Raw genomic sequence first — 20,356 nt, 5'->3', positions numbered from 1 at the left:
AGGGACCAAGCCGCTACCCTTGGGTGGTCTTTGCAGGAGAAAACACATGCGCGACGCGGCCCCCCAAACCATCTATCTGTCCGACTACACGCCCCCCGCGTATTTGGTCGATAGCGTGCATTTGACGTTTCAACTGGCCCCCACGGCCACACGGGTCATCAGCAAAATCGCGTTTCGGCCTAATCCAGAGGCCACATCGCGTGAGTTTTTCCTTAATGGTGAGCAGGTCGAACTGATCTGGGCTAAAATCGATGGGGCCGAGGTCGCGCCGGCTGTCTCGCCTGACGGAGTGCGCATGGATGTTCCTGACGCACCTTTCGTTTTTGAAGCAGAGGTTGAGATCAGCCCGCAAACCAATACGGCCCTCGAGGGGCTTTATATGTCAAACGGCATGTACTGCACCCAATGTGAGGCTGAAGGATTCCGCAAAATTACGTTCTATCCTGACCGCCCCGATGTGATGTCGGTCTTTACAGTGCGCATTGAGGGCGCCGAGCCCGTGTTGCTATCCAACGGCAATCCAACCGCGCAGGGCGATGGCTGGGCCGAATGGCACGATCCTTGGCCCAAGCCCGCGTATTTGTTCGCCTTGGTGGCGGGCGATCTGGTGGCCCATCCCGACCAGTTCCAAACCATGTCGGGCAAAGATGTGGAATTAAACATCTACGTGCGCCCCGGGGACGAAGGCAAATGCGCCTTCGGGATGGAGGCGCTCAAAGCTTCGATGAAATGGGATGAGGATGTCTATGGCCGCGAGTATGATCTGGATATTTTCAACATTGTGGCGGTGGATGATTTCAACATGGGGGCCATGGAAAACAAAGGGTTGAACATTTTCAACAGCTCCTGCGTTTTGGCCTCGCCCGAGACCAGCACAGACGGCAATTTTGAACGGATCGAAGCGATCATCGCCCATGAATATTTCCACAACTGGACCGGCAATCGCATCACCTGTCGCGATTGGTTCCAGCTGTGTCTGAAAGAAGGGCTAACAGTCTATCGCGACAGTCAGTTCACCTCGGATCTGCGGTCTGCCCCGGTCAAACGCATCTCGGATGTCAACGACCTGCGCGGCCGTCAATTTCGCGAAGATGCAGGCCCATTGGCCCACCCGGTACGCCCCGACAGCTTTGTCGAGATCAACAACTTCTATACCGCTACGATCTATGAAAAAGGCGCAGAAGTCATCGGCATGCTCAAGCGTCTGGTCGGCGATGCCGCCTATGCGAAAGCGCTTGATCTTTATTTTGAACGCCATGACGGCGAGGCCACAACCATCGAGGCTTGGCTGACTGTGTTCGAGGACACCACAGGCCGCGATTTAAGCCAGTTCAAACGCTGGTACGAACAAGCTGGCACGCCCAGGCTGACCGTTTCAGAAAGCTATGAGGCGGGAACATATAGCCTGCATTTTACCCAAATGACGCCGCCCACACCGGGTCAGCCAGACAAGGCGCCTCAGGTCTTGCCAATTGCCGTAGGCCTTTTGGCGGAAGATGGAACTGCAGTGCAGCCCACGGTGGTCCTTGAGATGACGAAACAAGAACAAAGATTTAAATTCAGCAACTTAGAATCCAAACCTATTGCATCCATCCTGCGCGAATTTTCAGCCCCCGTGATTCTTGACACCGCGGCCCTGCCGGACAATCGCGTGTTCTTGCTGGCCCATGACACCGATCCGTTCAACAAATGGGAAGCAGGCCAGACCTTGGCCAAGGATCTGTTGGTGTCCATGGTCACCGAGGGTGCAACACCGGACCAAAGCTTCCTCAACGCATTGGTCGAGGTCGCCCGCGACGACAGCCTTGATCCCGCGTTCCGCGAGCTGGCGCTGTCACTGCCCATCGATGATGACATCGCACAGGCGGTGTTTGAAACCGGTGCAGCCCCTGATCCAGACGCGATTTTCACGGCCCGGGAGACACTGAAACTGAGCATCGCAGAGGCCCTGTCGGACAGCCTGCCCCGCTTGATGGCCAGTTGCCAGATCGACGCCGCCTATGCGCCGGATGCAGATCAAGTGGGCAAACGCAGTTTTGGAGCGGCTCTGCTCAATTACCTGTCCCTGTTGGATGGGGGCAAAGCAGCCCAGGCTCAATTCGATTCAGCCACAGATATGACCCAACAGTTCACCAGTTGGCTGTGCCTGTTGCGTGTGGAAAAAGATGCTGCTGCCACGTCAGATTTTTATGGGCAATGGCAGCACGATCGTCTGGTGATCGACAAATGGTTCGGCGCCCGGATCGGGGCGGCCTCGCCAGACAAGGCCGTGGCCATGGCACAGGCCCTGACCCAGCACCCGGATTTCGCCGTGACAAATCCAAACCGGTTCCGCGCAACCCTTGGCGCGTTGGCAGGCAACCACGCAGGCTTTCACCGCGCTGATGGATCAGGCTATCAGATGTTGGCGGATTGGTTGATCACCTTGGACGCGATCAACCCGCAAACCACTGCGCGTATGTCCGCAGCATTCCAGACGTGGAAACGCTATGATGCAGATCGTCAGGGGCTGATTGCGGCACAATTGGAGCGCATTTTGGCCACGCCAGACCTGTCGCCGGACACCACTGAAATGGTCGGGCGCATTTTGAACGGCTAGGGTTTGAGTATTTGCGGAAAAAAGAAACCGATTATCTCGCGCGGATGTGACTGGCAGTTTATCCAGCCTGTCTGCACAGTCTTAGGACAACGAGTGAGGGGATATCATGCGCGCATTGCTCTTTTTACTTTTCATGGTCAGCGCAGGGCACGCCCAAGACCGCGACGGCAATGACACACCGGGGGAATGGCGGATCACGACCCATAATGCCTACGGGCTGTGGGACAGTTTCTGCGACGAACGCGTCACGGATGGGACCACGGAAGAACGCTGTTATTTGCGTTACGTGGATGTGTTTTCGGGCCATCCGAAATTTGCCGCCATGTATCTTTTCGTAACCCCGCAAGAGGTTGAGTTTGGCATTGAACGTGGCACGCGGTTTGCCCCTGACGGCTTTCGGATCATGGCGGGGACAGGCGCAATACTTTGGTCCAACAAGCGCCGTAGCTGTTTGGCCGGGCGCCAGTGCACTTACACAGGCCAAGACGCCGCAGATCTGCTGGGCCTCATGGCGCAGGGGCAAACGCTGGTGCTGGATTTCAGCGATCCACACGGGGCCGATCAGGTCTTGAACTGGGATTTGACCCAATTCGCTGAGGCGTTGAAAAACTACCGCGCCAATGCCTTGTCTAAGGGGCTGCTGTGACCTAAAAGACAGGCGGATTACAATTGCGGAGCCGCAGCTTATGTTGGACCTGACCTACGACGCCCCCAAACCAAAAGTCATCACAGGAGCCAAGCACGATTGGGAACTGGTGATTGGTCTTGAAGTGCATGCACAAGTGGCCACAGCAGCCAAACTGTTTTCTGGGGCATCGACCGAATTTGGCGCGGAACCAAACGCAAACGTGGCATTTGTTGACGCGGGCATGCCGGGCATGTTGCCGGTCATAAATGAGGGCTGCATCAGCCAAGCGGTCAAGACCGGCTTGGGCTTGAAGGCCGAGATAAATCTTTATTCGGCGTTTGATCGTAAGAACTACTTTTATCCCGATCTGCCGCAGGGCTACCAGATCAGCCAGCTGTACCACCCGATTGTTGGCGAAGGCGAAGTCTTGGTCGAATTGGGCGATGGAACGGCGCGGGTTGTGCGCATTGAACGGATCCACTTGGAACAAGATGCCGGGAAATCCATCCACGATATGGATCCCAACATGTCTTTCGTGGATCTTAACCGCACTGGTGTAGCCTTGATGGAAATCGTCAGCCGCCCGGATATTCGCGGCCCCGAGGAGGCTGCGGCCTATGTGGTTAAGCTGCGTCAGATCATGCGCTATCTGGGCACCTGCGATGGCAACATGCAAAACGGCAACCTGCGCGCGGATGTAAACGTGTCCATCTGTCGGCCTGGGGATTATGAAAAATACCAAGCCACGCAGGACTTTAGCCATTTGGGCACGCGTTGCGAGATCAAAAACATGAACTCGATGCGGTTCATTCAAGCGGCAATTGACGTAGAGGCCAGACGTCAGATTGCGATTGTCGAGGACGGTGGCGAGGTTGTTCAGGAAACCCGGCTTTATGATCCGGACAAGAACGAAACGCGGTCCATGCGGTCCAAAGAAGAGGCCCATGACTACCGCTATTTCCCCTGCCCTGACCTGTTGCCTTTGGAGATCGAGCAAAGCTTTGTCGACGCCATTGCAGGGGGGCTGCCAGAACTGCCCGACGCCAAAAAGGCACGGTTTATGTCTGACTTTGGTCTCAGTGATTATGATGCCTCGGTGTTGACGGCGGACGTTGAGGACGCAACCTTCTTTGAAGCCACCGCCGATGGTCAAGATGGCAAGCTGAGTGCGAACTGGGTGATCAACGAATTGTTTGGTCGTCTCAAAAAAGATGACAAAGACATCACCGAAAGCCCCGTCAGCCCTGCACAATTGGGGGGCATCATCGGGTTGATCACCAAAGGCGATATCAGCGGCAAAATCGGCAAGGAACTGTTCGAAATCGTCTACACCGAAGGTGGCGATCCCGCGGCCATTGTGGAAGAGCGCGGGATGAAACAAGTGACAGATACCGGCGCTATTGAGGCAGCATTGGATCAGATCATCGCCGACAATCCCGATCAAGTCGCCAAGGCCCAGCAAAACCCCAAACTGGCAGGCTGGTTTGTAGGCCAAGTGATGAAAGCAACTGGCGGCAAAGCCAATCCCAAAGTTGTCAATGAATTGGTCGCAGCCAAATTGACCTAAGCGCGCCACCCTTGGCGGGGGGCATCCAAGTTGATATGACCGGTTGAGCATAAAGGCCTGCGGGGCGTCAGGGGTAAAGTGATGGAAAAGTTTGAATATAAAGTGGTGCCAGCCCCCAAACGCGGCAAGCGCGGCAAGGGTGTGCGCGGCTCTGAAGGCAAATTTGCCAATGCCCTAGAAACCGTGATGAACGATATGGGCGCGTTGGGCTGGCAATATTTGCGCACAGACACCTTGCCGTCCGAGGAACGTCAGGGCCTGACCGGACGCACTACGGTTTTTCAGAATATGCTGGTGTTTTATCGCCCGGTGGACGTTGAATTTGTGCAACCCGTGGCTTTGATCACCGATGCAAGTGATGAGACCGAAGAAGCACCGCAGCCAGATGCGGCGGACGATGCTGAGCCCCAAGTGCACGATGACGACGCAAACGCAACGCAGACAGATCCTGCGGAAGAGGCCGCCACAAATTCCCCCGATGAGCCGAAAGACTATGACGGTCCCGACTTGAACTCGGCCCTGAAAACCCGCGCAGATCAGGTTAAAAGCCGCGAGGGTGCGGCTTCTGACTAAGGCCCAAAGGCGTGTTCTGATCGTCTGGATCAGACGTCCAGATCAAGCGCAAGCGCGTGGATTTCCCCGATAATTTGGGGACCAAGGGCTGCATGCACTGCGCGATGACGGGCAATGCGTGTTTTCCCTTTGAACGCGTCCGAGCGGATCTTTACATTAAAGTGGCTTTCCCCACCCTCCTGAAATCCGGCATGGCCGCGATGGCTTTCGCTATCATCGACCACTTCTAGGACACTTGGGGCAAAGGCGCTGCTGAGTTTTTCCTCAATCCGCGCGACCATGGGCTGTTTTCCACACATTTTTTTTAAAAGCCTCTTTCGTCTGACAGCCAAGAGACTAAACTCTATTGCCTGAGTCGCAAGTGAGGTTCGAAGATAATGAAAAAAGACGATCCCTTTGGTTTCGATATTTCTGTATCATCCGCGAAGAAAAAGAACCCACGCGGCCGGCGCGGTATGTCCGGCGCTTCCGAGACCTCGCGCCGCATTTGTGAACATCCCGGCTGTCAGGAAGCAGGAAAATACCGCGCACCCAAAAGCCCGGACGTTTTGGACGATTTTTTCTGGTTTTGTCAGCAGCACGTGCGCGAGTATAATCTGAAATGGAATTTCTTTGACGGCACAACCGAGGCCGAGCTGAATGCGCAGCTGGACAAGGATCGTGTTTGGGACCGCCCGACCAAGCCATTTGGCAAACAAACTGACGAACAGCGGGCTTGGGCGCGTTTGGGGGTCGATGATCCGCATCAGGTGTTGGGGGCAAATGCGACGCAGAATGCCGGTAAATCCATCACCGGTTCGACGCGCAAACTTCCCCCTACGGAACGTCGCGCCGTGGAAATTCTGGAAGCCAAAGATCATTGGACCAAGGCTGAAATCCGCAAAAGCTATAAGAAACTCATCAAGGTTTTGCACCCGGACATGAACGGTGGGGATCGTTCCGACGAGGACAAGTTGCAAGAAGTGGTTTGGGCCTGGGATCAGATCAAAGACAGCCGCAGCTTTAAATGACCCAACGGACTGGACCCTAACGGGTCCAGACGCGTTTGATTTTATTGGGTCTTTTCAGACCCAGTAAGTGCCTTTGGCGAGGATACTTGTCATAGCAAAGGCAGTTAGGCCGCTTTGAACACCAGCGAGACGCCGTTCAGGCAGTGGCGTTTGCCTGTTGGTTTTGGACCATCGTCAAAGATATGGCCTAGGTGGCTGCCGCAGCGGCGGCAATGCACTTCGGTGCGGACACGCAATAATTTACGGTCGGGCTTAGTGCCGACGGCATTTGGCAGGCTTTGGTAAAAGCTGGGCCAGCCTGTGCCGCTATCAAACTTGGTTTTGCTGGAATAAACGGGCAAATCACAACCACGGCAATGATATGTACCTTTGGCATAGTTTTTGTCCAAGGGGCTGGACCCTGCCCGTTCTGTGCCCTCTTCGCGCATCACGCGGTATTGGGCGTTGGTCAGCATTGCCTTCCATTCCGCTTTGGACCGCGTCACCTCAAAGGCAGCGAACGCCGCATTGGGCAAGGCTGCGGCCCCTAGAGCAGCAGCAGAGGTGGTTAAAAACAATCGGCGGTCCATTATGCGCATCCTTTTCGTGGTGTTTGAAGAGACGCTAGCGGTTGCGGACGTCTGCAATCAACAAACGGTTGCGCACATTCGCGTGAGACATTGCAACAGTCGCTTTTTGAGACCCGGTGGCCCCGCTTGGGCCTCGCTTGCAGCACCTGTGGGCAAAAGCAATTTTCGTTAAGGCCAGTTATTCCTTTTGCCCCCCTTCCCCTTGCCACTGGTTGAGATATGTTGCACCAAATCACAGATCATTGACGGGCCCTGCGCAGGCCCCAAGACAAAGGACTTTGCAATGGCCGACGGCTCGATCGATATTAACGCCAAACCGGATATGGATGTTTCGGTCCGCGAAGTCTTTGGCATAGACACGGATATGGTCGTCAAAGGCTTTTCCGAGCGCACAGATCGTGTGCCCGAAGAAGATAGCACCTATAAGTTTGATCCGGACACGTCGCTGGCCATTTTGGCAGGCTTTTCACACAATCGTCGTGTGATGGTCCAAGGCTATCACGGCACAGGCAAATCGACTCATATCGAACAAATCGCCAGCCGGTTGAATTGGCCTTGTGTGCGGGTAAACCTTGACAGCCACATCAGCCGTATTGACTTGATCGGTAAGGACGCCATCAAACTCAAAGACGGCAAGCAGGTCACTGATTTCCAAGAGGGCATTTTGCCTTGGGCGCTGCAGACGCCCACGGCTATTGTGTTTGATGAATATGATGCAGGCCGCGCGGACGTGATGTTCGTGATCCAACGGGTTTTGGAAGTAGACGGCAAGCTGACGTTGTTGGACCAGAACAAAGTGATCAACCCGCACCCGTATTTCCGTCTGTTTGCCACGGCCAATACCGTGGGGTTGGGCGATACAACGGGTCTCTATCACGGGACACAGCAGATCAACCAAGGCCAGATGGACCGTTGGTCGCTGGTGGCTACGTTGAACTATCTTAGCGTAGATGCTGAAAGCGCGATCATTCTGTCCAAAAATCCCAACTACAACACGGAAGCTGGTCGCAAGACCGTGCAGCAGATGGTGACCGTCGCCGATCTGACGCGGACGGCGTTTATGAACGGGGACCTCAGCACTGTGATGTCGCCGCGGACTGTGATTGCATGGGCGCAAAATGCCGAGATCTTCAAATCTGTAGGCTATGCCTTCCGCCTGTCCTTTCTCAACAAATGTGACGAGCTGGAACGCCAAACTGTGGCTGAATTCTATCAGCGCTGCTTTGACGAAGAACTGCCAGAATCCGCGGCCAGCATGAGCTTGGGATAGGTTTTGCATGAGCAAACCATCTGACAACCCCGCAGATCCGTTCAAAAAGGCCTTGGCTGAGGCCACGAAAGTCATGGCCGATGATGCGGATCTGGCGATTAGCTATTCCGTAGATCCCCCCGGTGCGACATCCGAGACGATCCGCTTGCCTCAGGTCAGCCGCCGGATGACCCGTAACGAGGTCTTGCTGGCGCGTGGCACAGCGGATGCCTACGCGTTGCGCCACAAGTTTCATGACAGTTCCACCCATTCACGCTATGTGCCCCAAGGCCAGATGGCCCGCGATATTTATGAGGCCATGGAAACCGCCCGTGTCGAAGCCGTCGGCGCGCAATATATGCCCGGCACCGCAGGCAATATTGATGCTAAAATCGGCGATGAGGCCATGCGCAAAGGCTACGCCGATATTCGCGAGCCCGCACAGGCGCCTTTGGCCACGGCGGCAGGCTATTTGATCCGGCATTTGGCCACGGGACGCGACTTGCCCGAAGGCGCAGACAACGTGATGGAACTGTGGCGCGGCTTTATCGAGGAACGCGCAGGCGGCACCCTTGAAGGCCTCGAAGATATGCTGTCGGATCAAGCGGCCTTTAGCAAATTTGCGCGCCAGATCATTGATGATCTGGGCTACGGCGACCAATTGGGCGATGACCCCGATGAGCTGGACGACGAGAACGAAGACGAGGCCGAAGAAGGTCAGGAGGATCAGCAAGATCCCGATAGCACCGGCCAAGACGATCAAGACAATGACGAGGAAATGGACGCCAATCCCGAGCAATCTCAGGATCAGCAACAAGATGCCTCGCAAGCCACAGTATCGATGGATGATATGGCGGACCAAGAAATGGGTGACGAGGCAGAAATGCCCGATGGTGACGCCCCGCTTGAACCGCCTGCCCCACAGCCCGTGTCTGACGCGGATCCCAATTATCAGGTCTATCAAACCGAGCATGACGAAGAAATTCGTGCTGAGGATTTAGCAGAACCGCAGGAATTGGAGCGTTTGCGCGCCTATCTGGATCAACAGCTTGAGCCATTGAAAGGCGCGGTGTCGCGGCTTGCCAATAAGTTGCAGCGTCGTTTGCAGGCCCAGCAAAACCGCAGCTGGGAGTTCGATATGGAGGAAGGCACGCTTGACGCAGGTCGTCTTGCGCGGATCGTGGCCAATCCCACCACGCCCCTGTCCTTTAAGGTCGAGCATGACACAGAGTTCCGCGATACTTGCGTGACGCTGCTTTTGGATAACTCTGGTTCTATGCGCGGTCGCCCCATTTCTATCGCAGCAATCTGTGCCGATGTTTTGGCGCGCACGCTGGAACGTTGTCAGGTCAAGACCGAGATTTTGGGCTTTACCACCCGCGCTTGGAAGGGTGGTACGTGCCGCGAAAACTGGCTGGCCGATGGTCGCCCGCAACAGCCCGGTCGCCTGAACGACTTGCGCCACATCATCTATAAATCTGCCGATGCCCCATGGCGTCGGGCGCGTCCCAATCTGGGTCTGATGATGAAAGAAGGCCTGCTGAAGGAAAACATCGACGGCGAAGCCTTGGAATGGGCGCATCGCCGAATGATGGGGCGTCCTGAGGCGCGCAAAATCCTGATGGTGATTTCCGATGGTGCGCCTGTGGACGACTCAACGTTGTCCGTGAACCCCGCGAATTACCTCGAAAAACACCTGCGCGACGTGATCGAAATGGTCGAAAAACGTCGTGCTGTGGAACTGATCGCCATCGGCATTGGCCACGATGTGACCCGCTATTACGACCGCGCTGTGACCATCACAGATGTGGAACAATTGGCTGGGGCCATGACCGAGCAACTGGCCAGCCTCTTTGACAGCGACCCGCGGGCGCGCGCCAAAGTGATGGGTTTGAACAAGGCCGGCTGATGTTTCAAAGTTACACCGCCCAAACCAGCCCTGATCAAGGACCGCCCCGCCTGAAGGCTTTGCGCGTTGCCATGAACGAGGCCGGATTGGCGGGTTTCTTGGTCCCCCGTGCCGATGCCCACCAAGGCGAATATGTAGCCCCCTGCGATGATCGTCTGGCCTGGCTCACGGGCTTTACCGGATCGGCGGGATTTGCCTGTGCCCTGCCGGATCGCGCAGGCGTCTTTATCGATGGGCGTTACCGCGAGCAGGTCAAAGCGCAGGTGGCCCTCAGCGATTTCACCCCTGTGCACTGGCCCGAAACGCAGTTGGCCGAGTGGCTAAAAACCGCGCTGCCAAATGGCGGGTTGGTGGGCTTTGACCCATGGCTGCACACCGCAGGCGAGATCGAAAAGCACCGCAAAGCCTTGCAGGGCACGCAAATCACACTGCAGGCCTGTGGCAACCTTATTGACCAGATATGGCAGGATCGTCCTGCCCCACCCATGGGCAAGGTCATCGCGCAACCTATTGAATTATCTGGTCAAAAGAGTGGCGACAAACGCCTGAAAATCGCAGATATCCTGACCAAAGCAGGTCAATCGGCAGCAGTTCTGACCCTGCCTGACAGCATCTGTTGGCTGCTGAACATTCGCGGCAGCGATATCCCGCGCAACCCCATCGCCCATGGGTTTGCCGTAATCCATGCAGACGCCACAGTTGATCTGTTTATGGAACCAGAAAAGACCGCAGATCTGGGTCCTGATCCTGCCATACGCCAACACAAACCTGCTGATTTTCGGATCGCACTTGGCACACTTAAAGGCACAGTGCGGGTCGACAAAGCAACGGCTCCATTGGCGATCAGCCAGATCCTCGAGACCCACGACACCGCCATCGCTTATGCCGATGATCCCTGCATTCTGCCCAAAGCGTGTAAAAACCCTGTCGAAATTCAAGGCGCGCGGGATGCCCATCTGCGCGATGGGGCGGCCATGGTTGAGTTTTTAGCATGGCTGGATGCAGAACCCGCAGGCACCCTGACCGAGATCGACGTCGCTCAAAAACTCGAAGGCTTTCGCGCCGCAACTGGCCAGTTGCGCGACATCAGTTTTGACACCATCAGTGGGGCCGGCCCGAACGGGGCCATCGTCCATTACCGTGTGACCCAAGACACCAATGCCCCAGTAGCAGACGGCCAACTGTTGCTGGTCGACAGCGGTGGACAGTATCAGGACGGCACAACAGACATCACTCGCACCATGGCCATTGGCGAGGTGGGCGAGGTGGAAAAACAGTGTTTTACCCGTGTGTTACAGGGCGTAATTGCCATCAGCCGCGCACGGTTTCCAAAAGGAGTCGCAGGCGCCCATCTGGATGCTTTGGCACGTGCCCCGCTTTGGATGGCCGGTCAGGATTTCGACCATGGAACAGGCCACGGCGTCGGCAGCTATCTGTGTGTGCATGAAGGCCCGCAACGGCTGAGCCGTCTGTCCGACGTGCCGCTCAAAGAGGGCATGATCCTGTCCAACGAGCCGGGCTATTATCGTCCCGGGGCCTTTGGCATTCGCATCGAAAATCTGATCGTAGTTCAAAAGGCACCTGCCCTGACCGGTCAAGATGACCGTAATATGTTGTCTTTTGAAACGCTGACCTATGTTCCTGTAGACCGGCAGTTGATCCTGCCAGAAATGCTAAGTGCTGATGAAATCACTTGGCTGAACGGGTATCACGCCAAATGCGCAGAACTGTTACACAGCCATGTTAGCGCACAGGCTGCGGAATGGTTGGCCGAGGCCACGCGCCCACTTTGACGATACAATCGCCAGCGCGATGACAAACACACGTGCACCAGCGCGACAAGAAAAAGCACACCTGCACGACGCCGGAAGGAAAATTACATGACGGACCACATCAAAATCCACCAAACAGATGGCACTTGGGTCGTCCGGGCCGCAGGCGCTGTTTTGGCCGAAAGCAAGCAAGCCCTTGAACTGGTCGAAGGCGATTACCCGTCAGTGATCTATTTTCCACGCGACGACATCGCTATGGCATTTCTTGATGCCTCGGACCATTCCTCGAGCTGCCCACACAAAGGCACAGCCAGCTATTTCAATATTGTCACCAAAAGCGGCACATTGGAAAACGCCGCGTGGAGCTATGAGGCCCCAAAAGATGCCGTTGCCGCAATCGCGGGACATCTGGCGTTTTACACGGACCGTGTCACCGTAGAAGAGCTGTAATTACTCTGAAAGATACGTCTCGAGCGTATCGAGCACCTCAGACCATTTCAAAAAGAACACCAATTGACCCGCCTCTGGAAAGACGTGGAAATTGATCCATGGGTAGTTGCTGCGGTGCTCATTCAAGGTCAAAGGATGCACTTGGGGGTCTTGCAAACCGTTAAAGAAATGGACAGGCACGACCCCTTGTAAACGATCAACATGGTGCTGCCAGGCGAGGTTCTCGTGGGTGACAACCTCGCGCGCAAAAGCGTCATGGGCACTGTGGGTCTCGGACAGAGCCACCTCGGATCCGCAGATCAGCGCCTCAAAAATCTCGGGGTCTTCAAAGGTCGCCACATCTGCGGCTGATTTGCCATAGACCGCTTGCAAAAAGCCCCGTTTGCCCAGTCGTCGCGCCAAAGCAAAGCCACCCTTGACCATAAATGGCAACAGATGCGGCGTATAACGTGCACCTGCCAGAATGAACCGGTGCCATTTGTCCATGCGTTCGTATTGCTCCGGTTGATCCAAGGGCAAGACACCAGCGCAGGCCAACATCGCAGTGGCACGTCCCGGGAACAGGCTGTGAAAAACCGCCGAGAAAAAGAAATCCCCGCCAAGCGAGATGATCGGACAGGCGTTCACACCCAAATGGTCCATCAGTTCCGCATAGTCATGGGCCGTCGAATTGGCCACGTCGGTTGATTTCGTCAAGGGCGTGGATTTGCCATAGCCTGCCCGCACGGGGACGATGATTTTTATGCCCCGCTTTGCGGCCTCGGCTTCGGCACTGGCAGGCCAGCGCACCAACCCATAATCCAGTGGCGAGAACAGGCAGGGTTTGCCCATTGGGTCGCCCAGCACCAAAAATTCCAAAGTGCGTCCATCGCGCAGGGTCATCGCATAAAACGGACGCGGTTCAAGCGAGCCATAGCCGCTGGATTGTTCCGATAAATTCGCAGCCTCAGTTTGCGAGAAAGCAGCCATTTCCATCATGCCAACAGTCAGACGCACCAATTCGGTCTGGCTGCGAGTTTCGGTTTTTGACATGACGGATTTCAACTGGGCACGGATCGTATCAACGGACCTGCCGCGCGTTGCTGCAATATCTTTAAGCGAGGCGCATTGCGCCAGTCCCCGCACCACGGCGACCTCGGCAACCGACAATTGAAAGGCGCTTTGCAACACCCCATCAAACCCCTCAGGCCAGGCAACCTCGGAGGAGACTGCAATGGCAAATGCTTCCGCATGAGCTGGTCGGATGATGCGCAGATAAAACACCACAAGGCGTTCAAACTGCGTGGATCTGGCGCGAAACACCAAAGGCGCATCTTGGTTGGCGTTCAGCATCCGCTCCACTTGGGTGCTCAGCGCGGCGCAATCCTGTGCATCGAGGGGCAGTTCGCTCAGCGGCATACCCGGGGCTAGCATCAAGGTCGACATGGCCGCTGGATTGGCATCAGACACTTTGAGGGCTGCGTTGATAGTAAAAGCTGCAGCGTTTTCGATCCGTGACAAAATCGCAGCGTTTTCTTCCTTGGGGGTTTCCATGACGATCTGATCAAGCATCTTGTCGGCCCGCGCAAAATGCGAGCCCAAACCAAGCAATCCCAGATCAGCGCTTTCGCCATTGCCATTCGCCGCCTTGCGATACGGCGCGATCATACCCTCCCAGTGATCCAGCAACTCTTCATAGCGCATAGGGTCCAGCGCCACATCATAGAGACGATCAATGACACGTTCGGCCTGATCAGAAGAAGGCGTGAGCAGCGGTTTCATAGACGTAACCCTAGCATTTTTGTTCAAGTGATCAAAAAATTAAGGAGATTTAACGCAAGGTAAAGTCAGGCATTCCAGACCTTCGCGCCAAGGTTGCGCGATTAGTTCCCAATGCGAACCAATTTGCCCGGATTCATGATATTGTTTGGATCTAGGCTACATTTAATATCACCCATCACCGCCCAAGCCTCTCCATGTTCGGCCTGCATGTAGTCCATCTTACCGATTCCCACCCCGTGCTCGCCGGTTACAGTGCCCCCCAGATCCAAGGCGCGCTGCATCATGCGGGCCGACAGATCTTTGGCCGCTTGCATCTCGGCGGGATTGTCTGGATCGATCAAAAGGATTGCATGGAAGTTACCATCGCCCACATGCCCCAAGATCGGGCCGGCCACGATGCTGGCGGCGATATCTGCGCGTGTCTCGGCCACGGCCTGTGCCAGTTTAGAGATTGGCACGCACAGATCTGTGGAAATGGCTGTGGCCCCCGGCCTGCTGGCCAAAATCGCGTAATATCCATTGTGGCGCATGGCCCAAAGGGCTGTGCGATCCTCAGGATTGGTCGCCCATTCAAAGCCGGATCCACCGTGATCTTGGGCTATCTCGCCAAAGCTGGTCACATCTGCCGCCACAGAGGTCTCTGAACCATGAAATTCCACCATCAAATGCGGTTTGTAGGCCATATCGCGCCCGGCATAAGCATTAAAGGCTGCAGCAGTGTCCGCATCCACAAATTCAATCCGCGCCATGGGAAGGCCCATCTGGATAGTTTCGGTCACGGCCTGCACGGCGGCATCCATGTCCTCAAACGCACAAATCGCAGCGCTCGCGGCCTCGGGTTGACCATATAGCTTCAGCGTCATTTCGGTGATCATGCCCAGCGTGCCCTCAGAGCCCACAAAAAGCCCCGTCAGATCATAGCCCGACGATGTTTTGCGCGCGCGACTGCCTGTCCGAATGATCCGCCCATCGGCTAGCACCACTTCAAGGGCCATCACGTTGTGGCGCATCGTGCCGTAGCGTACAGTCGTTGTCCCACTGGCCCGTGTGCCAGCCATCCCCCCCAGCGAGGCATTGGCCCCGGGATCAACCGGGAAAAACAATCCCGTGGCCCGCAATTCTTCGTTCAGCTCGGCCCGGGTCAGCCCCGGTTGCACAACCACATCCATATCCTCGGCATTAACCTGAAGGACCTTGTTCATCCTACTGAAATCAACTGTGATCCCGCCTCGAAACGCCAGCGAATGCCCCTCAAGGGATGTCCCCGTACCCCATGCAATAATCGGGCAATCGTGGGCGTTGCAGATTTTCGCAATCTCGCTGACCTCAGCTGTGGTCAGCGGATAGGCCACAGCATCCGGTGGCGTCAGGGGGTAATGCACCTCGGACCGGCCATGAATATCCAAATCAGACTTGGACCGCGTGATCCTTTCGCCTAAGACTGGAACCAAAGCAGCAATAGCGGTCTCGATACTCATGTGATGGCTCCTGTTGTTGCTTGGCGTCACTCTAGGCCAAGCGAAGGGCAAGGGAAACGCGCAAAAACCGCGCTTCGCACATGGGATAGGCTTGTGAAACCCACGCCTCAATCCGGCCTATTGGCCCAAGTGACCCAAGCAGGGCTAGGACGCCTTGCACATGTGATGCAACTGCTGCGCCGTCAGGGGCCCAGTCAGATCCAGTTTTGGTTTATTGCCCTCGCCATCGGGATTGCAGCGGGTTTTGTTACCGTCGGTTTTCGCTTTGCAATCGGGGGCTTGCAAGGCGTTCTTTATGGTCACGATGATCTAAAGGGTATTCAGGCCCATGCCGCAGAGTTGCCGTGGTATTGGGTGGTTTTAGTACCCATTCTCGGCGGTTTGATCGTAGGTCAGATCCTGCACCGTTTCACCCCAGATGCGCGGGTCAGATCCGTAGCAGATGTGATCGAAGGCTCGGCCCTGAAAGAGGGGCGCGTTGAGATTAAAGAAGGCATGGCCAGCGCGCTTGCGTCGATTGTCACGCTTGGCTCGGGCGGATCAACCGGGCGCGAAGGTCCGGTGGTGCATTTGGCCGGCGTTATTGCCAGTTGGGTCAGCTCGCGGATCAATGCAGACGGGATCACAGGGCGCGATTTGTTGGGCTGCGCTGTGGCGGCGGCTGTTTCTGCCAGTTTCAACGCCCCCATCGCAGGCGCACTTTTCGCCCTTGAAGTGGTGTTGCGGCACTTTGCCGTTCACGCCTTTGCGCCCATCGTGATCGCCTCGGTTGCGGGCACTGTGATCAACCGGCAATTTTTCGGCGATGTCAGCGAATTTGCCCTTCCCATGGGCACAAGCCTTGATTTCTACGTGGAGCTTCCTGCGTTTTTGATGCTGGGACTTGTGTCAGGCTTGGTCGGCTTTGCCTTGATGAAAACCATCTTTTGGGCCGACGACCTTGGCACCGCGGTGCAAGCCAAAACAGGGCTGCCCCGCTATCTGCGCCCGGCCATTGCAGGGGCTATGCTGGGCGGTCTGGCCGTGTTTTTCCCCCATATCATCGGCGTCGGGTACGAGACGACATCGGCTGCTCTTAGTGGTGAGTTGATCTGGCGCGAGGCGTTTATCTTTGCGGCCCTTAAGATCATAGCCGTGGCCATCACCATGGGAGGGCGCATGGGCGGCGGTGTGTTTTCCCCTGCCCTGATGTTAGGCGCGTTGACAGGGCTGGCCTTTGGCCTGATCGCAACGGCTCTCTTCCCCGATCAATCCGGGGGGGCCACGTTATACGCTTTGGCGGGCATGGGCGCTGTGGCAGCGGCCGTTTTGGGCGCCCCTATATCCACCACTTTGATTGTTTTTGAACTGACCGGAGATTGGCAAACTGGGCTGGCTGTGATGGTGTCGGTTTCCCTGTCCACAGCTTTAGCCAGCCGTTTGGTCGACAAATCGTTCTTCCTGACCCAATTGGAACGGCGCAACATCCACTTGGCGGCGGGACCACAGGCTTATCTTTTGGCGACCTTCACAGTTGCCGAAATTATGCGCGACAAGGACCACAGCAGGCCAGCCAATGAGGACACGTGTTGGGAATTGGTTCAGGACGGCCTCTACATTGATGGCAACGCCACACTGGAACAAGCCATGCCTGTGTTTGAAGCCAGCAATGCGCAGTTTATCCCTGTCGTCACCTTAGGCGGTGAAGACAGCCCGCCAGAACTATGGGGCGCCCTGTTTCAAGTCGATGCTCTTAAGGCAATGAACCGCGCCTTGGCCGCAACCGCTGCCGAAGAACACAGCTAATCCAAACAAATCTCAAAATATTTGACCAAAAAGTAACATTTAACCCAATTGGGGTATGCGCGAGGTCTGGGGAATCGGTAGCTTAGGACTGTGAGTGAAGACTTTGAAACCGTCGCAAGACATTAGATTTTATTTCAAGATCCGACCGGTGCCAAAATTTTACGGCAGTGGTCTTTATTTCAAAACCTGTGTGATCCCTCACGGATCATACGAAAATTAGGGCGGCGGTGAGGTGGCAATGGCACAACTGTATTTCGGTGCTAACCATCACACCGTCGCCCTTTCCTTTTCCCAAAAAGCCGAAGTTTTACTGGTAGTTATAGGTCATGACCTACGCATTCAGACATGGTCAGCACCCTACCGCCAATCAGGCCTGCATCAAGGCACGAGCCGCAGCGCGAGCCTCATCCGTGATCCGATCCCCCGAAAGCATGCGCGCGATCTCATCGATCCGCGCACCATCGCCAAGACCTTCGACCGTCGATAGGGTCTGCCCCTTTTCAACACGTTTGGACACCCGCCAATGATGCCCGCCCAGGGCAGCCACCTGCGGTGAGTGTGTCACGACCAGAACCTGACCCTCGTGAGCCAGTTCTGCCAAACGCCGCCCAACCGCATCGGCAGTGGCCCCACCAACACCGCGATCAATCTCGTCAAAAATGAGGGTCAGACCAGAGGTGTCTTGGGTCAAACACACTTTCAAGGCCAATAGAAAGCGGCTGAGTTCCCCGCCAGAGGCGATCTTGTTCAATTGCCCTGCCGGTGCACCGGGATTGGTCGCCACCCGGAAGGACACTGCATCCAAACCGCTTGCACTGGCCGGGGCCGGATCCACCAAAGTCCGAAACACAGCGCGTTCCATCCGTAGCGGCGCCAGTTCACGGGCCATGGATTTGTCCAGTTTGGCCGCTGCTTTGATCCGTTTGGCGCGCAACGCCTCTGCTGCGCGCGTGTAGCGTGTGCTTGCTTGGGCCACCGCGTCATCCAAGGCAGACAGGTCTGCATCAGCCCCGTCCAAAACCGCCAGCTTCTGGGCAATTTCCACGCCGAAGGCTGCCAATTCATCGGGCAGCACGTCATGCTTGCGGGCCAAGGCACGAATGGCAAAAAGACGCTCTTCAACATCCTCTAAGTCACTGGGATTAAAGGATAACGCCTCAAGGGCACGGTCTACACCCGCCTGCGCATCGGACAAGGCGCCCAAGGCTGTGGCCAAGGCTGCAAGGGGTGGCTCAAGCGCGTCACCCACATCCCCGCTGGCCCCTTCAAGCCACCGCTGGGCGTCGCCCATTTGGCCCTCGGCCCCATTTAGACCCAACGCATCGGACGCTTTCGCAATGTCTTCGCCAACCCGCACGGCCCCTTGCATCAATCGCCGGTCTGCATCCAGTTTGGCGTCCTCACCGGGCTGCGGATCCATCGCCTGAATTTCTTGGGCGGCATGGCGCAAGAAATCTTCTTCTTCACGGGCCGCGGCCAGTCGAATTTGCGCTGCATCGCGGGCCTTTTCCGCTGCACCCAAGGCACGCCACAACTTGGAAAGCCGGTCCAGATCATCCGAGAGCCCAGCAAAATCATCCAAGATCCGTTGATGTTCACGGGGATCCATCAGCCCTTTGTCATCGTGCTGACCATGCAATTCGACCAAACTGTCGGACAAAGCACGCAACATCTCGCCCGAAGCGCGTCGGTCATTGATATAGGCCGTCTTGCGTCCATCCGGTGTGTTAATCCGGCGCAGGATCAATTCATCCTCAACCGGCAAGCCGGCTGCCACCAAAACCGCACGGGCTGGATGATCCTGAGCCAAATCAAACACGGCTGTTACTTCGCCTTGGGCCGCACCGGACCTGACCAGTTCCGCACGCCCCCGCCAGCCCAAGACAAAACCAAGCGAATCCAACAGAATGGACTTACCCGCACCGGTTTCGCCGGTTAGAACATTCAAACCTGATTGAAACGACAGCTCAAGCCTGTCGATGATCAGCATGTCGCGGATATCAAGACTGCGCAGCATCACAGACCGCCTGACATCAGGTGATCGGGATTAGAGCCACTGGCCACGAATGACCTGCCTATAAATCTGACGCAACCAGCTATCGCCTGCCGCCTCCAGTTCCAAACCACGCCCGGTAAGCATTTTGAAACTGTCGTCGTACCATTCGGTAGACTGGAAGTTGAACCCAAGGATCGCGCCGGCGGTTTGCGCCTCATCCGTCAAACCAAGGGATAAATACCCCTCGACCAAACGGTGCAGCGCCTCGGGCGTGTGGGTTGTTGTCTGGAATTCCTCGACCACAACGCGGAAGCGATTGATCGCAGCCGAATAATGGCCTTTTTTCAAATAGAACCGACCGATTTCCATTTCCTTGGCGGCCAGATGGTCAAACGCCAAGTCGAACTTGAGGATGCTTGAGCGCGCATATTCGCTGTCTGGATAGCGTTCAATAACCGTCCGCAGGGATTGCAAAGCTTGGAAGGTCAGGCCCTGATCGCGCCCAACTTCGTCAATCTGATCATAGTAGCTTAGGGCCAAAAGATACTGCGCATAGGCTGCATCCTCGTCCGCCGGATAGAAATCGATGTAGCGTTGCGCGGTTGAGCGGGAGTTTGCATAGTCTTCGTCTTTGTGGAAAGCAAAGGCCTGCATGATCAACGCCCGTTTGGCCCAGTCAGAATAGGGGTAAAGACGCTCGACCTCGCCAAAGAGGCGCGCGGCTTCGTCATTGTCATTGGCTTCAAGCTCAAATTCAGCGGTTTTGTAGATCTGTTCGGCGGTCAAGGTTTCCAAGGGTTGGCCGATGTCATTCCCCACGAAAAGTCTGCCGAGAAAGCCACGCTCGCCAGCGGCGCGATCACCGCCGCCACACCCTGCCAAAACAGCTGTCGTACAGAGCACAGCAATGGTTTTACCACCAAGCCTTGTCATCTGCTCAAACCCCCAAAATCGTCAAGACAATCACGTTGCAATCGTGCGTCCTTTTTTAACTCTTTAACACAGAAAAA

General features: G+C 56.0%; 16 protein-coding genes. 10 read left to right on the top strand and 6 right to left on the bottom strand.

The window, feature by feature from the left end:
- The first annotated feature begins 46 nt into the window (after positions 1-46).
- The 4 genes from pepN (at position 47) to ACIRQ6_RS04955 (ending at position 5,367) form a co-directional block, all read left to right on the top strand.
- Positions 47-2,599 carry an aminopeptidase N gene (pepN, locus tag ACIRQ6_RS04970; RefSeq protein WP_420863033.1) on the top strand — a complete coding sequence of 851 codons (2,553 nt, stop codon included), beginning with the start codon at positions 47-49 and terminating at the stop codon, positions 2,597-2,599.
- 106 nt (positions 2,600-2,705) lie between these two features.
- Positions 2,706-3,245, top strand: coding sequence for a hypothetical protein (locus ACIRQ6_RS04965; RefSeq protein WP_420863032.1), 540 nt, complete (start codon positions 2,706-2,708; stop codon positions 3,243-3,245).
- A 40-nt stretch (positions 3,246-3,285) separates the two neighbouring features.
- Positions 3,286-4,794 (top strand): Asp-tRNA(Asn)/Glu-tRNA(Gln) amidotransferase subunit GatB, encoded by a 1,509-nt coding sequence (gene gatB / locus ACIRQ6_RS04960; RefSeq protein WP_420863031.1) that lies wholly within the window; start codon positions 3,286-3,288, stop codon positions 4,792-4,794.
- Between the two features lie 81 nt (positions 4,795-4,875).
- Entirely contained in the window at positions 4,876-5,367 is a 492-nt protein-coding gene (locus tag ACIRQ6_RS04955) for a DUF4177 domain-containing protein (RefSeq protein WP_420863030.1), read from the top strand.
- A 29-nt stretch (positions 5,368-5,396) separates the two neighbouring features.
- On the opposite strand, the gene ACIRQ6_RS04950 is transcribed toward ACIRQ6_RS04955, so the two are convergent.
- The gene (locus ACIRQ6_RS04950; RefSeq protein ID WP_420863029.1) at positions 5,397-5,666 is read right to left on the bottom strand and encodes a BolA family protein; all 270 of its coding nucleotides are present in this window, start codon (positions 5,664-5,666) and stop codon (positions 5,397-5,399) included.
- Positions 5,667-5,744: 78 nt separating this feature from the next.
- On the opposite strand from ACIRQ6_RS04950, the gene ACIRQ6_RS04945 reads away from it, so the two are divergent.
- Positions 5,745-6,377 (top strand): DnaJ domain-containing protein, encoded by a 633-nt coding sequence (locus ACIRQ6_RS04945; protein WP_420863028.1) that lies wholly within the window; start codon positions 5,745-5,747, stop codon positions 6,375-6,377.
- A 104-nt stretch (positions 6,378-6,481) separates the two neighbouring features.
- On the opposite strand, the gene msrB is transcribed toward ACIRQ6_RS04945, so the two are convergent.
- Entirely contained in the window at positions 6,482-6,946 is a 465-nt protein-coding gene (gene msrB, locus ACIRQ6_RS04940; protein ID WP_420863027.1) for a peptide-methionine (R)-S-oxide reductase MsrB, read from the bottom strand.
- A gap of 283 nt (positions 6,947-7,229) precedes the next feature.
- Between msrB and cobS the strand changes: the two genes are divergently transcribed.
- The 4 genes from cobS to ACIRQ6_RS04920 all read left to right on the top strand — a co-directional run bounded on the left by cobS (position 7,230) and on the right by ACIRQ6_RS04920 (position 12,326).
- On the top strand, positions 7,230-8,216 hold the full coding sequence (cobS, locus tag ACIRQ6_RS04935; protein ID WP_420863026.1) for a cobaltochelatase subunit CobS: 987 nt from the start codon (positions 7,230-7,232) through the stop codon (positions 8,214-8,216).
- 7 nt (positions 8,217-8,223) lie between these two features.
- A complete protein-coding gene (gene cobT / locus ACIRQ6_RS04930) occupies positions 8,224-10,104 on the top strand; it encodes a cobaltochelatase subunit CobT (protein ID WP_420863025.1) in 1,881 nt (626 codons plus the stop codon).
- On the top strand, positions 10,104-11,897 hold the full coding sequence (locus ACIRQ6_RS04925) for an aminopeptidase P family protein (protein ID WP_420863024.1): 1,794 nt from the start codon (positions 10,104-10,106) through the stop codon (positions 11,895-11,897). The genes cobT and ACIRQ6_RS04925 overlap by 1 nt, the downstream gene beginning before the upstream one ends.
- An 87-nt stretch (positions 11,898-11,984) precedes the next feature.
- Positions 11,985-12,326 carry a DUF427 domain-containing protein gene (locus ACIRQ6_RS04920; protein WP_420863023.1) on the top strand — a complete coding sequence of 114 codons (342 nt, stop codon included), beginning with the start codon at positions 11,985-11,987 and terminating at the stop codon, positions 12,324-12,326.
- Here ACIRQ6_RS04920 and ACIRQ6_RS04915 read toward each other — a convergent pair whose 3' ends face one another.
- Both ACIRQ6_RS04915 and ACIRQ6_RS04910 read right to left on the bottom strand, forming a co-directional pair.
- The gene (locus tag ACIRQ6_RS04915) at positions 12,327-14,087 is read right to left on the bottom strand and encodes a helix-turn-helix transcriptional regulator (protein ID WP_420863022.1); all 1,761 of its coding nucleotides are present in this window, start codon (positions 14,085-14,087) and stop codon (positions 12,327-12,329) included.
- A 101-nt stretch (positions 14,088-14,188) separates the two neighbouring features.
- Positions 14,189-15,565, bottom strand: coding sequence for an FAD-binding oxidoreductase (locus ACIRQ6_RS04910; protein ID WP_420863021.1), 1,377 nt, complete (start codon positions 15,563-15,565; stop codon positions 14,189-14,191).
- A 165-nt stretch (positions 15,566-15,730) separates the two neighbouring features.
- Between ACIRQ6_RS04910 and ACIRQ6_RS04905 the strand changes: the two genes are divergently transcribed.
- Complete coding sequence (locus ACIRQ6_RS04905; protein WP_420863854.1) at positions 15,731-17,350, top strand: chloride channel protein; 1,620 nt, start codon at positions 15,731-15,733, stop codon at positions 17,348-17,350.
- Between the two features lie 367 nt (positions 17,351-17,717).
- Here ACIRQ6_RS04905 and recN read toward each other — a convergent pair whose 3' ends face one another.
- The gene (gene recN / locus ACIRQ6_RS04900; protein ID WP_420863020.1) at positions 17,718-19,367 is read right to left on the bottom strand and encodes a DNA repair protein RecN; all 1,650 of its coding nucleotides are present in this window, start codon (positions 19,365-19,367) and stop codon (positions 17,718-17,720) included.
- A gap of 30 nt (positions 19,368-19,397) precedes the next feature.
- Positions 19,398-20,279: an outer membrane protein assembly factor BamD gene (locus tag ACIRQ6_RS04895; protein WP_420863019.1), complete on the bottom strand. Its 882-nt coding sequence runs from the start codon at positions 20,277-20,279 to the stop codon at positions 19,398-19,400.
- Between the last annotated feature and the right edge of the window lie 77 nt (positions 20,280-20,356).

Origin of the sequence: Algirhabdus cladophorae, assembly GCF_044772865.1 — a bacterium.
In the GTDB taxonomy this organism is placed as follows: Bacteria; Pseudomonadota; Alphaproteobacteria; order Rhodobacterales; family Rhodobacteraceae; genus Algirhabdus; species Algirhabdus cladophorae.
Note: the sequence above shows the minus strand (reverse complement) of the source record. Positions and strands in the feature narration are given on the sequence as shown.

Coding starts and splice junctions, on each gene's coding strand:
- ACIRQ6_RS04895 (WP_420863019.1), bottom strand. CDS start 20,279: ATGACAAGGCTTGGTGGTAAAACCATTGCTGTGCTCTGTACGACAGCT.
- msrB (WP_420863027.1), bottom strand. CDS start 6,946: ATGGACCGCCGATTGTTTTTAACCACCTCTGCTGCTGCTCTAGGGGCC.
- ACIRQ6_RS04920 (WP_420863023.1), top strand. CDS start 11,985: ATGACGGACCACATCAAAATCCACCAAACAGATGGCACTTGGGTCGTC.
- ACIRQ6_RS04945 (WP_420863028.1), top strand. CDS start 5,745: ATGAAAAAAGACGATCCCTTTGGTTTCGATATTTCTGTATCATCCGCG.
- ACIRQ6_RS04925 (WP_420863024.1), top strand. CDS start 10,104: ATGTTTCAAAGTTACACCGCCCAAACCAGCCCTGATCAAGGACCGCCC.
- ACIRQ6_RS04950 (WP_420863029.1), bottom strand. CDS start 5,666: ATGTGTGGAAAACAGCCCATGGTCGCGCGGATTGAGGAAAAACTCAGC.
- cobT (WP_420863025.1), top strand. CDS start 8,224: ATGAGCAAACCATCTGACAACCCCGCAGATCCGTTCAAAAAGGCCTTG.
- gatB (WP_420863031.1), top strand. CDS start 3,286: ATGTTGGACCTGACCTACGACGCCCCCAAACCAAAAGTCATCACAGGA.
- ACIRQ6_RS04915 (WP_420863022.1), bottom strand. CDS start 14,087: ATGAAACCGCTGCTCACGCCTTCTTCTGATCAGGCCGAACGTGTCATT.
- ACIRQ6_RS04965 (WP_420863032.1), top strand. CDS start 2,706: ATGCGCGCATTGCTCTTTTTACTTTTCATGGTCAGCGCAGGGCACGCC.
- ACIRQ6_RS04955 (WP_420863030.1), top strand. CDS start 4,876: ATGGAAAAGTTTGAATATAAAGTGGTGCCAGCCCCCAAACGCGGCAAG.
- pepN (WP_420863033.1), top strand. CDS start 47: ATGCGCGACGCGGCCCCCCAAACCATCTATCTGTCCGACTACACGCCC.
- cobS (WP_420863026.1), top strand. CDS start 7,230: ATGGCCGACGGCTCGATCGATATTAACGCCAAACCGGATATGGATGTT.
- ACIRQ6_RS04905 (WP_420863854.1), top strand. CDS start 15,731: ATGCAACTGCTGCGCCGTCAGGGGCCCAGTCAGATCCAGTTTTGGTTT.
- ACIRQ6_RS04910 (WP_420863021.1), bottom strand. CDS start 15,565: ATGAGTATCGAGACCGCTATTGCTGCTTTGGTTCCAGTCTTAGGCGAA.
- recN (WP_420863020.1), bottom strand. CDS start 19,367: ATGCTGCGCAGTCTTGATATCCGCGACATGCTGATCATCGACAGGCTT.